Origin of the sequence: Enhydrobacter aerosaccus, assembly GCF_900167455.1 — a bacterium.
Lineage (GTDB): Bacteria > Pseudomonadota > Alphaproteobacteria > Reyranellales > Reyranellaceae > Reyranella > Reyranella aerosaccus.
In genome coordinates this window covers 54836-70368 of the sequence record NZ_FUWJ01000011.1, presented here as the reverse complement: position 1 = coordinate 70368, position 15533 = coordinate 54836, and the positions used below count along the sequence as shown (strand labels likewise).

Annotated in this window: 15 protein-coding genes; 5 read left to right on the top strand and 10 right to left on the bottom strand. The window is 66.7% G+C overall.

Annotated features, from left to right (window positions below; translation table 11 throughout):
- Positions 1 to 4: 4 nt before the first annotated feature.
- A complete protein-coding gene (locus B5D62_RS26680) occupies positions 5 to 565 on the bottom strand; it encodes an SH3 domain-containing protein (RefSeq protein WP_085937106.1) in 561 nt (186 codons plus the stop codon).
- A 145-nt stretch (positions 566 to 710) separates the two neighbouring features.
- Here B5D62_RS26680 and B5D62_RS26675 point away from each other — a divergent pair, with 145 nt between their 5' ends.
- Positions 711 to 1385, top strand: a complete 675-nt coding sequence (locus B5D62_RS26675) for a VOC family protein (protein WP_085937105.1) — start codon at positions 711 to 713, stop codon at positions 1383 to 1385.
- On the opposite strand, the gene B5D62_RS26670 is transcribed toward B5D62_RS26675, so the two are convergent.
- On the bottom strand, positions 1386 to 1760 hold the full coding sequence (locus B5D62_RS26670; RefSeq protein ID WP_085937104.1) for a DUF6481 family protein: 375 nt from the start codon (positions 1758 to 1760) through the stop codon (positions 1386 to 1388).
- An 8-nt stretch (positions 1761 to 1768) separates the two neighbouring features.
- Positions 1769 to 3601 (bottom strand): translational GTPase TypA, encoded by a 1833-nt coding sequence (gene typA, locus B5D62_RS26665; RefSeq protein WP_085937103.1) that lies wholly within the window; start codon positions 3599 to 3601, stop codon positions 1769 to 1771.
- A gap of 102 nt (positions 3602 to 3703) precedes the next feature.
- On the opposite strand from typA, the gene B5D62_RS26660 reads away from it, so the two are divergent.
- Entirely contained in the window at positions 3704 to 3922 is a 219-nt protein-coding gene (locus tag B5D62_RS26660; RefSeq protein WP_085937102.1) for a ribbon-helix-helix domain-containing protein, read from the top strand.
- Here the strand turns inward: B5D62_RS26660 and B5D62_RS26655 are convergent.
- Complete coding sequence (locus tag B5D62_RS26655; protein WP_170921147.1) at positions 3909 to 4739, bottom strand: nitroreductase family protein; 831 nt, start codon at positions 4737 to 4739, stop codon at positions 3909 to 3911. The two genes, B5D62_RS26660 and B5D62_RS26655, sit on opposite strands and share 14 nt — an antisense overlap.
- Positions 4740 to 4746: 7 nt before the next feature.
- Entirely contained in the window at positions 4747 to 8007 is a 3261-nt protein-coding gene (locus B5D62_RS26650; RefSeq protein ID WP_085937100.1) for an AsmA family protein, read from the bottom strand.
- A 76-nt stretch (positions 8008 to 8083) separates the two neighbouring features.
- On the opposite strand from B5D62_RS26650, the gene B5D62_RS26645 reads away from it, so the two are divergent.
- A complete protein-coding gene (locus B5D62_RS26645; protein ID WP_085937252.1) occupies positions 8084 to 8281 on the top strand; it encodes a DUF4169 family protein in 198 nt (65 codons plus the stop codon).
- A gap of 5 nt (positions 8282 to 8286) precedes the next feature.
- Here the strand turns inward: B5D62_RS26645 and B5D62_RS26640 are convergent, their stop codons facing one another.
- The 5 genes from B5D62_RS26640 to B5D62_RS26620 form a co-directional block, all read right to left on the bottom strand.
- Positions 8287 to 8772, bottom strand: coding sequence for a winged helix-turn-helix transcriptional regulator (locus B5D62_RS26640; protein ID WP_218191327.1), 486 nt, complete (start codon positions 8770 to 8772; stop codon positions 8287 to 8289).
- A gap of 99 nt (positions 8773 to 8871) precedes the next feature.
- Positions 8872 to 10041: a Na+/H+ antiporter NhaA gene (gene nhaA, locus B5D62_RS26635; RefSeq protein ID WP_085937098.1), complete on the bottom strand. Its 1170-nt coding sequence runs from the start codon at positions 10039 to 10041 to the stop codon at positions 8872 to 8874.
- 73 nt (positions 10042 to 10114) lie between these two features.
- On the bottom strand, positions 10115 to 10879 hold the full coding sequence (locus B5D62_RS26630) for a Bax inhibitor-1/YccA family protein (RefSeq protein WP_085937097.1): 765 nt from the start codon (positions 10877 to 10879) through the stop codon (positions 10115 to 10117).
- 123 nt (positions 10880 to 11002) lie between these two features.
- Positions 11003 to 13522 carry an ABC transporter permease gene (locus B5D62_RS26625; protein ID WP_218191326.1) on the bottom strand — a complete coding sequence of 840 codons (2520 nt, stop codon included), beginning with the start codon at positions 13520 to 13522 and terminating at the stop codon, positions 11003 to 11005.
- Positions 13523 to 13542: 20 nt separating this feature from the next.
- Complete coding sequence (locus tag B5D62_RS26620) at positions 13543 to 14256, bottom strand: ABC transporter ATP-binding protein (RefSeq protein WP_419188820.1); 714 nt, start codon at positions 14254 to 14256, stop codon at positions 13543 to 13545.
- Between the two features lie 93 nt (positions 14257 to 14349).
- Between B5D62_RS26620 and B5D62_RS26615 the strand changes: the two genes are divergently transcribed.
- Positions 14350 to 15006 carry an arylesterase gene (locus B5D62_RS26615; protein ID WP_085937249.1) on the top strand — a complete coding sequence of 219 codons (657 nt, stop codon included), beginning with the start codon at positions 14350 to 14352 and terminating at the stop codon, positions 15004 to 15006.
- Positions 14972 to 15517 carry an RNA 2',3'-cyclic phosphodiesterase gene (gene thpR / locus B5D62_RS26610; protein ID WP_085937096.1) on the top strand — a complete coding sequence of 182 codons (546 nt, stop codon included), beginning with the start codon at positions 14972 to 14974 and terminating at the stop codon, positions 15515 to 15517. Before B5D62_RS26615 ends, thpR begins: the two co-directional genes overlap by 35 nt.
- Positions 15518 to 15533 lie beyond the last annotated feature (16 nt).

The following is a 15533-nucleotide window of genomic DNA, read 5'->3' as shown; positions in this document are numbered from 1 at the left end:
CGCCTTATCCGCGGCAGCCCTCCCTGCGGGCGCACCAGCGGTCGATCCAGACATTGCCCTGCTCGGCATTGATCACCTGGAGGAACTCACCACGGCATCCCAGCACGCGGAATTTCTGGTCTGCGTTCTCCAGGCTGGCCACCGCATGGCCCAGCAGATCCGGCCGGTCGTAGAGCGTGACCTTGCCGGCCAGGCGCGTATCGACCGCCAGCTGATCCGCCGGGATCCAGCCGTAGGAGCGTGTTGCGCCGTCAGTGGCACTGTAATCCTTCGACCCGAGGGCAATGCGCGCCCAGCCGCCCTGACTGCCCGTCAGGGTCACCACGGAGAAAACCGGCCCCTCTCCGCTTCGATGCGCCGCCAGCGAGCCGACGACCGCCCCACTCGGCGTCGGCTCGGCCCGCACCGCAACCGGCTCACCCGGCTGCAGCACGGCATAGGCTTGCGTGGCCTTGCACGACGCCCTCGGCCCCCCGCCGGCGTCGCTCGTGCTGGCGTCGCTCGACGTCTCGACCACGGCAAAGCCGGCGAGCACGGCGACCGTGCCAATGATGGCGCGAATCATCGTAGATCCCTTCCCACGTTTATGCGGCAGCAGATCCCCATCTGCTGCCCCCTTCACCCACGGCCCTTTTAGCAATGGCCGCACGGCGGAGTCCGGGCAGCGTTTGTATGCTTTGTATCCAGTTGCCTGGGCTAAAGTCGTGGCCATGAAACTCGCCAAGCAGCATCTCGATGTCGGCCTGTTCTCCAACAAGCGCGAGGAGCAGCTCGCCTTCTGGCAGCAGACGGTCGGCCTGCCCTACGACCATGTCGGCAAGCTGGGCGGCGGCATGCAGCAGCATCGCCACCACATGAACGGCTCCATCCTGAAGATGAACCATGCGCGCGATCCGCTGCCGAACCTGGCGCCGTCCGGCATCATCGGCCTGCAGATCGCGCGGGAGGGACTGGCGGCGCCGCGGCCTCTGGCCGATCCGGACGGCAACAAGGTCACGCTGGTGCCCAAGGGCCATGACGGCGTCGAGGGCATCGCCGTGCTGCTGCGGGTCAACGATCCCGCGGCGCACGACCGTTTCTGGACTGAGGCAATGCAGTACGAGCGTGTCGGCGAAGGCCGCTATCGTTGCGGCGATTCGCTGATCGTGATCGCCGAGCAAGGCAAGGTGGAGCGCAGCCCCGAATGGCGCGGGCCGGGCTATCGATACACCACGGTCCAGGTCTGGGACTGCGTCGCCGAATACGAGGGCATCCTCGCCCGCGGCGGCACGTCAGGCGGCGCGGTGCGCGTGCTGGGCGACACGGTGCGTTTCGCCTTCGTGTGCGATCCCGACGGCAACCACATCGAGATCAGCCAGCGCGCCAGCCTGACCGGCAGCCTCTAGCTACTTCTGGCGCGCCTTGCGGGCGGCATAGCGCGCGTCGCGAGCCGCCTTCTGCTCGGCCGGGCTGAGCGCCGGCTTCGACATCGGGCGCCGGCCATGCCGGATGCGCTCGGCCTCGCGAGCCGCTTCTTCGGCCTTGCGCGCGGCTTCGGCCGCCCGCTCCGCCGCGATCCGCTCGCGCTCGGCCTGCTTGGCGGCGCGGCGCTCTGCCTCGCGCTCTTCGCGGGCGCGCGCCGCGGCGGCACGCGCCTCTTGCCGGGCCGCGAAACCCGGGTCGTTGGACGGATCCTTCTGGCGCGCCTTTTCCAGCAGGGCCTGCTTGGCCCGGGCGGCGGTCTCCAGACGGTCAGCGAAAGTTTCTCCTCGATTCTTCAAAGAACGTCCTACTCCGCGGCTGCTGCGGCAGCCTGTTTCTTGGCGCGCTTGCGGTCCTCGGGATTGAGGAAGCGCTTACGCAACCGGATCGACTTCGGGGTGATCTCGACCAGCTCGTCCTCTTCGATATAGGCGATGGCCTGTTCGAGCGACATCTTGCGCGGCGGCGTGAGGCGTACGGCCTCGTCCTTGCCGGCGGCGCGGATGTTGGTGAGTTGCTTGCCCTTCAGCACGTTGACTTCGAGGTCGTTGCCGCGGGAATGCTCGCCGATGATCATGCCGGCATAGACCGGCACGCCCGGATCGATGAACATCGGGCCGCGATCCTCGAGCTTCCACATCGCGTAGGCGACCGAGGTGCCCTCCTCGTTGGCGATCAGCGCGCCGTTGCGGCGGCCGGCGATCGGGCCGCGATAAGGACCGTACGCATGGAACAGGCGGTTCATGACGCCGGTGCCGCGGGTGTCTGTGAGGAACTCGCCGTGATAGCCGATCAGGCCGCGCGACGGAGCGTAGAACACCAGGCGGGTCTTGCCGGCGCCCGACGGACGCATGTCCTGCAGTTCGCCCTTGCGCAGCGAGATCTGCTCGACCACGGCGCCGGTATAGGCGTCATCGACGTCGATCACGACTTCCTCGATCGGCTCCAGGCGCTGGCCGGTCGCCGGATCGGTCTTGAACAGCACCTTGGGACGGCCGACGGCGAGTTCGAAGCCTTCGCGGCGCATGGTCTCGATCAGCACGCCGAGCTGCAGTTCGCCGCGCCCGGCAACCTCGTAGGAGTCGGCGTTCTCGGTATCGCGCACGCGGATGGCCACATTGCCCTCGGCCTCGGCCATCAGGCGGGCGCGGATCATGCGGGTCGTGACCTTGTCGCCTTCCTTGCCGGCCAGCGGCGAGTCGTTGACCATGAAATTCATGGCCAGGGTCGGCGGATCGATCGGCTGCGAGGCGATCGGTTCGGAGATGGTCAGATCGCCGATCGTGTCGGCAACGGTCGCGACCTTGAGGCCGGCAAGCGCCACGATGTCGCCCGCCTCGGCCGCGTCGAGCGCCACGCGCTCGAGGCCGCGGAAGGCCAGGATGCGGGTGATGCGGGTCTGCTCCAGCTCCTTGCCGTCACGGCCCAGCGCCTTGACCATGGTGTTGGGCTTGATCGTGCCCGACTGGATGCGGCCGGTCAGGATACGGCCGAGGAAGTTGTCGGCCTCGAGCGTCGTCACCAGCATGCGGAAAGCGGGGTCCGGATCGACCTTCGGCGCCGGCACGTGCTTCACCAGGAGCTCGAACAGCGGCGTCATATCCTTGTGCTCGGCCTCGAGCGAGGTCGCGGCCCAGCCCTGGCGGGCCGAGGCGAACAGCGTCGGGAAATCGAGCTGCTCGTCGTTGGCTTCGAGCGCGGCGAACAGGTCGAACACCTCGTCGTGCACCTGGTGGGCGCGGGCGTCGGACCGGTCGACCTTGTTGATCAGCACGATCGGCTTCAGGCCGAGGCGCAGCGCCTTGCCGAGCACGAACTTGGTCTGCGGCAGCGGCCCCTCCGCCGCATCGACCAGCAGCACCACGCCATCGACCATCGAGAGGATGCGCTCGACCTCGCCGCCGAAGTCGGCGTGGCCTGGCGTATCGACGATGTTGATGCGCGTGCCTTGCCATTCGACCGACGTCGCCTTGGCCAGGATGGTGATCCCGCGCTCGCGCTCAAGATCGTTCGAATCCATGGCGCGCTCGGCCACCTGCTGGTTTTCGCGGAATGTACCGCTCTGCTTCAGCAGGCAATCGACGAGTGTGGTCTTGCCATGATCGACGTGCGCGATGATCGCGACGTTGCGGATGTCCATATTGTCTTCCGGGAGGGGGTTGATCGCGGCGGTATATACGCATGAGACGTGTCAGCCGCAAGGCGGGTTGAGCCGGCGTCTTGCCGCTGCCACAGTCCGGCAATGCGTAAACGATCGGTCACAATTGACGGCCACCGCACCAGCATCTCGCTGGAGGACGCGTTCTGGCGGGAATTGGCGGCGATTGCCGAGGCCCGGCACCTGTCGCTGAATGCGCTGGTCGCCGAGATCGACCGGGCGCGCGGCGGCCAGGGCAATCTGTCGAGCGCCTTGCGCCTCCATGTGCTGGAGACGCTGCGCCAGCGGCTCAGTCGAGAGTGAATCCCTTCTTGCGCACGAAAGCACCGAATCCGGCCCGCTCCGGCACCGAATATTGCCGGGCCTTGTCCTCGGACCAGCCATAACTGTCGCTCTCGCCGAAGGTCGAGACATAGCGCTGGGTCTTGTACGGCTGCACCGACTCGCGTCGCTTGTCGTAGGCGGCGATCTTGTCGCGCAGACCGCTCTCGTCGTAGCGATCGCGATGCACCGTCACCTCGAGCCCCAGGCGTGGACTCATCACCCCTGCAAAGGACGACCAGCCCATGCCGAGCGCCGCCACCGGAAAAACATGGTCCGGGAGGCCGAGGATCTCGGAAACGGCTTCGGCGTGATTGCGGATGGCGCTGATCGGACAGGTCCCGAGGCCGGCGCGGTCCGCCGCCGCGACGAAGGTGGCCAGCACGATCCCGGCATCGACCGCCGCATTGAAGAAGGCGTCGAGATGGTCGTTCACGAACGGCCGGCCGCGCCATTCGAACAGCAGGCGATGGCGGCGGTTGTTGCCGCAGAAGACCAGGAAGACCGGTGCCGCCTTCACCCAGGGATTGTCCGGCAGCAGGGCCTCGAGCTTCTCGCGCTGGCCCTTGTCAGACACGATGACGATATCGGTCTGCTGCAGATCGCTCTTGGACGGCGCGGAGAGGGCGACGGCGCACAGCGTCTCCACCAGCGCTGGATCGACGGGCTTGTCGAGGTAGCGCCGCATGACACGGCGGTCGGCCATGTCGGCCAGCACATCGACGCCTTTCGGCGCCTCGGTCAAGGCAGGCGCACTGCCAAAGCGCGCCTTGAGCACCGTCAGAAGTCGTTCGAGCACAATATCCTCAGCGGCCAAAGATGTTGGGGATCGGGATGTTGGGAATGGGCACGTTGGGCAGGATCTGCCGCGCCGGCGCCGTGACGCCCTGCTCCAGCGTGTTGACGAAGCCCGGCGGATCCTTGGCCGTGCCGCGCGACACGCTGAAGGACGGCGACGACAGCGCGCCACGCAGCGAAACGATGACATATGGCGCCGACGGATCTTCGGCGATCACGAAGTTCACCGTCGTATTGGTGCTTGAATGGATGAGATCGGTGCGCGTGGCGATATTGGCCGTGGCGCGATCACCCTGCACGGCGAGCCCCTTGTCGGTCAGGATACCGCCGGCGATGTCGACGCGACCCGATATCGGGTTGTCGCGATTGACGAAGCGATTGAGGAGCAGCGACGCGGCATTCAGCATGTTGCTGACGCCGACGCCGGCCGTATGCCCGATGATGCCCAGCGCGTTGCCGAGCGTGTTGTCGATGACGCCGCCCACCACGCCGGTGGCGGCGGTTCCGAGCGTCGTCAGGGCCTTGTCGGCGCCGGCATAGACATGGCCGCTGAGCTGCGCGCCGCCCGCCATCGAACTCTTGAGCTGTTCCGGCGTCGCACCGCTTCCCCTGATGGCGATACCGTTGGCATTCAGCCGCCCGTCGACCGTGATCTTGATCGTGCCGCCGAAGATGTTCGTGCCCGCCATGCTGCGCAGCATCTCACCGAGATAGATGCTGTTCGCATCGCCCTTGATGTCGAAAGCGAGGGCCGGCTGCGTCGCGTTGACGGTGCCGGCGAGTTCCAGCGTACCGCCGAACAGGCCGCCCTTGAACTGCGACAGGGTCAGGACGCCGTCTTTCAGGCTGGCCACGATGGTGACGTTGTTGAGGCGCAGTGGCGCGCTCACGAACGTGGCCGCGACCAGCTTCAGCGATCCATCGACGCCGCGCAAAGCCGAGGTATCGATCGTCTTGTCGACAGGCTTGGCGGACGCCGCTCCCCGCGCCGGCGTGCTTGGCCGCGCACTGCCCGAACCGGCGCTGAGCTTGTCGAGGTCGAGCAGCGACGTGCGCAGATCGGCCGTGATCTGGGGCCGGCCTTCGAGCTTGGCGTCGACCGATCCCTCGATCGTCTGACCGTTGAACGTGACGCTGCCCTTGTAGCCGACGGCCTGCGGTTTGCCGCCGGCGGCTCCGGGCATCGATAGCGTTCCGCTCGCCTTGGCGCTTTCGCCCATGGCGCTCACCGAGAAGTCCTTGATCGTCAGCTGCTCGATGGTGCCGGCGACGCCGCCGCTCATCGCGACATGGCCGAGTTCGTCGGGCGCCGTGGAACCGACTGCCTTCAGGAACTGCGTCATGTTGTCGGCATCGAAGTTGAAGGCGATGTCGGGGCGCGGCAGCTCGGATCGGAAATCCGCCACCGTGCCGCGCACGGCGAAACGCGCCGTCGCGAAATTCGCTACCTTCAGGTCGTTGAGCTTCAGCGTCTCCCCCTGGAGAGCAGCATCGACCTCGACCCCGGTGGCGGTCTGCTTGTTGTAGATCAACCGGCCAACCTTGGCCTTCAGTTCCAGAAGCGGCCCGGCCACCGCCTGCCTCTTGGTCGACGGCGCCGCGCTGGCCGACTGTGGCGCAGGTGCGCTGCTCGTCCCGGTCTTGCCATCGCCTGCTCCGGCCAGCAGCGAGTCGAGATCGAGCGTGTCCAGCTCGATGCGGGTGGCGATCGACAGGGGCACACCGAAGGTGACCGTAAGCCCGCCCGTCGCGTTCATGCCGTCGAGCTCGACGGTCGCATCGGGCACCTGGACATCGCCGCGGCTCGACGTCATGCGGCCCTTGATGCTGAGGCGCGTGAACTTGCCTGACGGCAGCGCGGCGACATCGACCGCCAGCCATTGCAGGGTCTCGCGCAGCTTGGGCGCCACCAGGCTGAATTCGCCCGATGCGCTGGGCCGTGCCGGATCGCCAGAAAGGGTCGACTTGGCTTCGAGAACGGCGTCGCCGGGCAACGCCGCGCTGAGCTTCGGCACCGCCACGACCCCGCCGCGCGATTCGAGCTGCAGCGAGACGTTGCGCACGGCTTGCTTGTTGTAGAGGACCTCGCCGGCGTCGATCGCGACCTTGGCATTCGCCACGGCGAACAGGCTTTCCTGGGGAGGCGCCGCCGGCGCTGCAGCGGCCGAACCGCCCGCTGGCTTGGGCGCGTTGTCTGATGCCGCCGCCGGTGTAGCCGTCGGCGCCGAGGGTTGCGACAAGGCGGCGAGCCAAGCATCGAGATCGAGCCTGGGCACGGACAGAGTCGCCTCGACCGCAAGCGTCGGCTTGAGCGCGATGGAAAGCGAACCCGAACCGCTGTCATTACCGAGGGCGATCTTGAAGTCCTTGGCGGCAAAGCCGCCTTGGGACACGTCGATCCCGCCTTCGAAGCTGAACTTGCCGGATAGCAGCGGCGGCAGCGCCAGGGGCTTCCGTCCGGCCAGACCAACCAGGGTGGTGGTGAAGCCCGAAAGCGAGCTCGCCGACACGTTGGCGGCTCCGCTCAGGCGTGCCGCTGGCCCAAGCTCGCTCAAGCGGCCGTCGAAGGAGAGCTTGCCGTCGGGGGTCGACACCGCGATGCGGGCCGGATAGCCCTCGCCTCCCTTGGCGCCGATACCGACATCGAAGCTGAGCGGTGCCCCATTGATGGTGGCGCTCCCGGCGGCACTGTACGGGCCATCGAGCGAGCCGACCGAGGCCGAAAGGTTGGCCTTCTCGGCCACCACCGAGATGCCCTGCTGGGCATCACTGAAGATCAGCGTGCCGTCGCGGATCGCGAGCGTTCCGAGCGAGAGAGGCCGGGGCGAACTGGGCTTCGACGCGACGGGCTTCGCCTCCGCGACCGACGGCGCGAACTCCCAGTTCGGTTTGCCCTCGGCATTCACCTCGAGCACGATCTTGGGCTGGTCGAGCACCACCTCGCTCACCTCGAGCCGGCCCGCCAGCAAGGCGAGGACCGATGGCCGCACGATGACGGATCGCACTTCGACCATGTTCGGGTTCTTGGCGCCCGGCATGTTGAAGAACTTCACGCCGGTGGCACTGACGCTGGGCGAGGGAAGGATCGACAGGCTGATGGGACCGTCGATGACCAGATCACGGCCGGTTGCCTTCTTCACCTCGGCGGCGAGTTCGGCCTTGCGGCCGTTGAGATCGACGAATGCCGGAACCAGCAGCAGTGCCACGATCACAAGGCCGAGGATGCTGCCCGCGCCGATCAGCACCTTGTTGCGCGTGGAAGGGCTCATCGTTTCCCCCTAGTGGCTCGAGGCAAGACTAGCGCATCGTGCAACAGCGCGGCATAAGGAAATGGAGGGACGCATCATGGCCGAGATCGTCAACCTGAGACGCAGGCGCAAGGAGCGCGCGCGGCACGAGCGCGAGAACGAAGCGCAAGCCAACCGCCTGCGCTTCGGCCGTACCAAGGCCGAAAAGATCGCCGATCGGCAAAGCGAAACGCGCGAACGCGATCTCCTCGCCGGCAAACGGCTGGCGCCGCCGGAAGACGAAAGCGGGACGTAACGACGTCAGCGCGTCGGCGGTCGGCTCAACGCAAGACGATCGAAGAAATCCCGCGTCGCCTGCTGTGCGCCGGGTCCCGCCACCGCACGGACGTTGGTGAGTTCCAGGCGTCGTCCGCTCGCCGCATCGATCAGCACCGGATCGAGCGGATGGCCGTCCGTCCGATCGACGAGGTCCATGGGCTTGCCGTTGCGCGAGGCGATGCCATAGCGATCCCCCCACTGCTTCAGTCCGACAATGACCGTAAACAGGGCAGCGCCCTTGTCGGTCAGACGATATTCGTAGCGTAGCGGTCGTTGCCGGTAGGCTGTCTTGCGAAAGACACCGGCCTCGACCAGCTTCTTCAATCGCGCCGTCAGCACGTTGCGCGCGATGCCGAGATTTTCCTGGAAGTCATCGAAACGACGCACGCCGTAGAAGGCGTCACGCACGATCAGAAGAGTCCAGGGCTCGCCCACGACGTCGAGCGCCGAGGCGATCGAACAGTTCATTTGCTCGTAGGAAGTTCGCCGCATGGGCAAAAGTATAGGCCGCTGCCGCCGTCGCGCAATCTTGGGCGCGTGGTCCCTTTTTGCGGCTGAATTGACGTTTCAGCCCGGGGACCGGCCTGGTGACAGGCGCAGGACCGTGAAGCCGACCGCGGCCGACAGGAGCGATCCGACCAGGACCCCGAGCCGCACCATCGATTGATGACCGTCGCTCTCGAAGGCGAGCGTGCCGATGAACAGGCTCATGGTGAAGCCGATGCCGCCGCACACGCTGGCACCGTAGAGCTGGCTCCAGCGCACGTCGGACGGCAGGCGGGCCAGTCCGAGCACGATCAGCGTCGCCGCACCGGCAAAGATGCCGATCTGCTTGCCGAGGAACAGGCCGGCCACGATGCCGAGCGTGATCGGCGCGCGCGCCATGTCGGCGCTCATCTCGAACAGATTGAGCCCCGAATTGGCAAAGGCGAACGCCGGCAGCACGAAATAGCTCACGCGCGGCGCCAACGCATGTTCGAGCCGGATATAGGGCCGTTCCTCCGGCGCGTCGGTCCGATAGGACAGCGGCAGGCAGAAAGCCAGGACGACGCCCGCCAGGGTCGCATGCACGCCGGACTCCAGTACGCAGATCCACAGGACGATGCCGACCAGGAGATACGGCCCGAGCCGACGGATGCCGCTCAGATTGAAGCCGACGAGGATCAGGATGCAGAGCGCCGCCAGGGCCAGCGACAGGGTCGAGAGCTCGGCCGTGTAGAACACGGCGATGATCACGATCGCCGCCAGGTCGTCGACGATGGCCAGCGTCAGCAGAAACAGCTTCAGGCTGCGCGGCACGCGCGGCCCGAGCGCGGCCAGAACGGCGACGGCGAAGGCGATATCCGTGGCCGATGGGATCGCCCAGCCATGCAGCGCCTGGGAATCGTTGAAGGTGAAGGCGGCATAGATCGCCGCCGGTACGGCAATGCCCCCCAGCGCGGCCGCGATCGGCAGCGCCACCAGCGCAGGCCGCGAGAGTTCGCCTTCCAGCACCTCGCGCTTGATCTCCAGCCCCACCAGCAGGAAGAACACGGCCATCAGGCCGTCGTTGATCCACAGCACTAGCGGCTTGCTGAGACCGATACCGCCCAGATCGACGGTGAGCTTGGTTTGGAGCACCTCGCTGAGCAGCCAATCGAACGGCGAATTGGCGATCACGAGCGCCAGCACCGAGGCGGCCAGCAACGGCAACGCACTCCCTGCTTCGCTCTGCAACAGCGCTTTCAATCGCTTCATTGGTGGTGGCGCTCCACAGCAAAACGCCCGGGTCTTGCGGCCCGGGCGCCTGCGACGATCGTTGGACGATCGACTAGTCGCGTTGCTGTCCCATGAAGCTCATGAGGAACTGGAACAGGTTGATGAAGTCGAGATAGAGGCTGAGGGCGCCGAAGATGGCGACCTTGTCCTGCATCTGCGTGCCCCAGGCATCGCTGTACTGTTCCTTGATCTTCTGCGTGTCGTACGCGATCAGGCCGGCGAAGATCAGCACGCCCAGGATCGAGACGATGAACGCCATGCCACTGGAGTGGACGAAGATGTTCACCACGCTCGCCAGGATGATGCCGATCAAGCCCATGAACAGGAACTTGCCGAACGCGGTCAGGTCACGCTTGGTCGTGTACCCGTACAGGCTGAGCGCGCCGAACGACGCCGCCGTCACGAAGAAAGTCCTCGCGACCGATGCGCCGGTGTAGCGGAACAGCAGCAGCGACAGGCTGACGCCCATCAGCGCCGTAACCGACCAGTAGATCGCCTGCAGGCCGCCCACGCTGATCTGCGCGGCGCGGAACGACGCGATCATCAGCAGGCCGAGCGGCGCCAGGATGGCGACCCAGCCCAGGATGTTCATGCCGACGGGAACGACCGCCCCGCCCGGCGTGATGCCCATCTGGAAGAAGATGCTCTGCAGCTGGGGCGAGCTGAACAGCCCGAAAGCGACGATGCCCGACAATGCCAGGCCCGACGCCATGTAGTTGTAGACGCGGATCATATGGGCGCGCAGGCCGACATCGAATGTCGCCTGGTCGGCTACGCCGCCCATACGGCCGAAACTGTTGAAATTCTGATTCGCCATACCTAAGCCTCCGAGGGGGCCTCCTTGGCGAGCCCCTTTGCCCGACAATTTGGGCACCTAGCCCTGTCGAATCAAGCGTCTTTCAGTATCAATGAATTGTGCCGAAACGGTGAATTCTACAGCCTATTCATTGCGCAGCAAAGCCAGCGGCCGCTGCCGCAGCACCGCCAACGTGCCAGCAAGACCGAACGCCAGGGTCAGCAGCATGGCGCCGACCGCAACGGCAACCGCGACGGTCGGCAGAAAAGTCCATTGCAGGTTCATCAGGTAGCGCACGACGCAGAAGGCCGCGGCCGTTCCGACGCCCAACGCCGCCACGGCGGTCGACAGGCCAAGAGCGGCAAATTCCCAGGCGAAGATGCTAGCGATCCGCAGTCGCGTCGCCCCCAGCACCTTCATCACCACCGCCTCGTGCACGCGCCGTCGCTGCGTCGCCAGCATGGCCCCGGCCAGCACCAGCACCCCGGCCAGGATGCTGAGCAGGCCGATCAGCCGCGTCGCCAGACCGATATTGCCCAGCACCTCCGACGCGGTCTGGATCGCATCCCGCACGCTGATCACCGTGACGTTGGGGAACCGGTCGGTGATCGTCTTGAAGATCGCCTCCTCCGCCTGGGGCATCGCCTTGACGGTGGCGAGGAAGGTGTGGGGCGCACGGTCGAGGATGCCGGGCGAAAAGACCATGACGAAATTGATCGCCAGCGTCTGCCACTCGATGTGGCGCAGCGAGGCGATGCGCGCCTCGATCTCGCGCCCCAGCACATTCACCGTGATCGTGTCGCCGATGCCGATGCCGAAATCGTGCGCCAGGGTCTCGTCGAAGGAGACGAGCTGCGGACCGCGATAATCGGCCGCCCACCATGTCCCTTCCACGACATGGGCGCCGTCGGGCGGCGTCGCGGCATAGGTGATGCCGCGGTCGCTGTCGACCGCCCAGCGCGCGCCCGCCGGGATCTTCAGCTCGCTCACCGGCTTGCCGCCGATCTTCACGATGCGTCCGCGCAGCGACGGCACCTTTTCCAGGGCGCCGGCTCCCGGGATGGCGGCGATCGCCTGCTCGAAGGCCGGCATCTGGGTCGACTGGATATCGACAAAGAAGAAGGCCGGCGCGTCCTTGGGAATGCGCTGCGTGATCTGCTCGCGCAGGTTCCCCTCGATCAGGGCCGTGGCCACCAGCACGGTAAGGCCGAGCCCCAGCGACAGCATCACGATCGGTGTCGGCGAACCCGGCCGATGCAGATTGGCAAGGGCCAGGCGAAGGGCAGCGAGTCTCGGCTTGCCGATCCGGGCGGCCGCGGCCATGACGCCGCGGGCCAGCAGCGGAAAGGCGATGAAGGCGGCGACCGCCCCCACCACGAAATAGGCGGCGATACGTCGGCTGCCGGCCGTCTGAACGGCGAATGCCGCCAGCAGGACGGCCACAGCGGCGACCAGCGCGATCTCGCGCCAGTCGAGGCGCATCGCTGCGACCACCGCGCCGCGCATCAGCGTGACCGCCGGAATGCGCCGCGCCCGGATCAGGGGCAGGAGCGCGAACAGCAACGAGACCAGCAGGCCGAACACCGCCGCGATGGCAAGCGGGCGGACATAGAGCGCGATGCGCGCCTTTACCGGCAGAAGATCGGCGATGAGCGACTGCGCCAGGAACGGCAGTGCGGCGCCCAGCGCCACGCCGATCGCCACGCCCAGCAGCGCAAGCGCGCCGAGCTGGATGAAATAGGTGGCGAAGACCAGCCGCTGCGGCGCCCCGAGACATTTCAGGGTGGCAATGGTGCGCAGCCGGCTGGCGAGGAAGCTCGACACCGCATTGCCCACGCCGACGCCGCCGACCAGCAGGGCCGAAAGACCGATCAGGCTGATGAACTGCGTCAGTCGCTCGAGCCAGAAGCGGATGCCGCCGCCCGCCGCATCGAGATCCTCGATACGCCAGCTCGCGTCCGGGAAGCGTTCCTTGAGGGTTTCGGCCATCGCCTTATCGGAGCGGCCCGGCGACAGCTTCAGCCGATATTGCCAGGTCAACAGGCTGCCCGGCTGCACCAGCTGCGAGTCGCCTAGTGCCGCCAACGGCATCATCAGGCGCGGCCCGAGACTGGCGAAGGCACTCAGGCCACTGTCGGGTTCGCGCGCGATCACGGCACGAACCTGCAGCCTAGCTTCACCGACCTTAACCTCGTCACCGAGCGCGATGTTCATACGCTTGAGCGCCGACTCCTCGACCGCCGCGCCCCAGAGGCCGTCGCGCTTGGCCAGCGCATCGGCCAGCGATCCGCCGCCTTTCAGCTCGACCGTGCCATAGAGCGGATAGGACGGTTCGACTGCCTTCAACTGGATTAGGGCTGGGTTGCCATCGGCCTTCACCGGCCGCGCCATGGACCGCATGTCGACCCAGCGGGTGAGCGTGCCTTGCTGGCTCAGAAAGGCGAGCTGATCGGGCGACGGCTCGCGATAGAGCTGCGAGATGGCGAGGTCGCCGCCTAGCAATTCGCGCGCGTCGGCCCGCAGGCCTTCCTCGATGGCGCGACTGAAGGAGAGGATCGCGGCGATGGCACCAACGCCCAGGGCGAGACAGGCCAGGAACAGGCGAAACCCGCCCAGGCCGCTGCGCATCTCGCGGCGCGCCAGCCGGAAGGGAAGCGTCGTCACACCCGACTCACTGTACGGGCTCACTGTGCCGCGATCGCGACGCCCGGGGCGAGGCGCCGATCCTCGACGACAAGCCCGTCGGCGATGCGCACGATCCGGTCGCAGCGTTGCGCCAGCGTCATGTCGTGGGTGATCAGGATCAGGGTGGCAGCATCGGCGCGCGCCAGCTCGAACAGCAGATCCATGACCTGCTTGCCGGTGGCGCCGTCGAGATTGCCGGTCGGCTCGTCGGCCAGGAGCAGCCGGGGCCGGCCGACCATCGCCCGCGCGACGGCGACGCGCTGCTGCTCCCCGCCCGACAACTGCGCTGGATAGTGTCCGATGCGCGCCGCGAGACCGACGCGCGCCAATGCCGACTCGGCCGTCTCGAAGGCGTCGCGCCGCCCTCCGAATTCGAGCGGCAAGGCCACGTTCTCGAGCGCCGTCATGGTGGGAATGAGGTGGAAGCCCTGAAACACGATGCCGATATGGTCGCGGCGTAACCGCGCGCGAGCATCCTCGTCGAGGGCGCCAAGATCGTGGCCGACCACTTCCACGCGACCGGCGGTCGCGCGCTCCAGGCCGCCGGCCACCATCATCAGGCTCGACTTGCCGGCGCCGGACGGCCCGACAACGGCCGCAATCTCGCCCGGCGCGACATCGAGCGTGATGCCGCGCAGGATATTGACCATGCCCGCATCGCTTGCCATGTCGAGGTGAACGTCGGTGAAGCGGACAATGGGCGCGGCGGTCACACAGGCTCCGGGACTGAGGCGATGAGGCTGGGCAACGGATATGGTCGTTTTGCGGCGGTGGTCAATTCGCTGCTGCTGCTTCTTTTTTGCCTGATGCCAGTTTGCCTGATGCCCGCGCAGGCACAGACGGCGGGCCAAACCCCGGGCCAGAATGACAAGCCGGCCAAGTCGATCAGCCTGGCGGTCCTGGGCGACAGCCTGGCGGCCGGGTTCGGCATCAAGCCGGAACAGTCCTTTCCGGCCCGTCTGGAGGCAGCGTTGAAGGCCGACGGCCGCACTGTAACGGTGCTGAACGATGGCGTCTCGGGCGATACCTCGGCGGGCGGCCTGGACCGCGTGGACTGGATCCTGGGCGACAAGCCGGACATCGTGATGGTCGAGCTTGGCGCCAATGACGCCCTGCGTGGCATCGATCCGGCGAGCACGGAGCGTAATCTTTCCGCCATCATCGAGAAGCTGAAAGCCGCCGGCGTCACGGTTTGGCTGGCCGGCATGATGGCGCCGCGCAACTTCGGGCCGGATTACGTCACCGCCTTCGACGGGATTTACAGGCGGCTGGCGGACAAATACCAGGTTCCCCTCTATCCTTTCCTGCTCGAGGGCGTGGCGCAGGACCCCGCCCTCAACCAGGCCGACGGGCTGCACCCCAATCCGCAAGGCGTGGCGGTGATCGTCCGCAACATTCTGCCCTTCGTGACCAAGAACCTCGATCTCTATGCCGCGTCTCTTCATCGCCCTGCCCGTCCCTGAGGAAGTCGCCGCCGAGCTGACGGCGCTGCAATCGGGCGTGCCCGATGCGCGCTGGACGGCGCCGGAGAACTTCCACGTCACGCTCTGCTTCGCCGGCGAAGTGGACGGCGGGACGATGCGCGACCTTGAGGAGGAGCTGAGCGATGCCGCGGGGCCGAAATTCACCGTGACGCTGGCCGGCGTCGAGCAGTTCAGCTCGGGCAAGCAGCCGCGCGCGCTGGCCGCCCTGGTGCAGAAGAGCGACGCGCTCGATCGACTGCAGCAGAAAGTCTCGACGATCGCGCGCCACTGCGGCATCGAGGTCGAGCGTCGCAAGTTCCGGCCGCATGTGACGCTGGCGCGTTTCCGCGCCGGCGCCGAGACGGGCCATCACATCGCCCAGTTCATGTCGAGCCACGCCCAGTTCCGCGCCGGCCCCTGGGTGGCCGAGCACTTCTCGCTCTATTCGAGCCGCTCCGGCCGCAACGGCTCGATCTACACCGAGGAAACGGCGTACCACCTGACGTACTGATCGACGTACGTCCTGC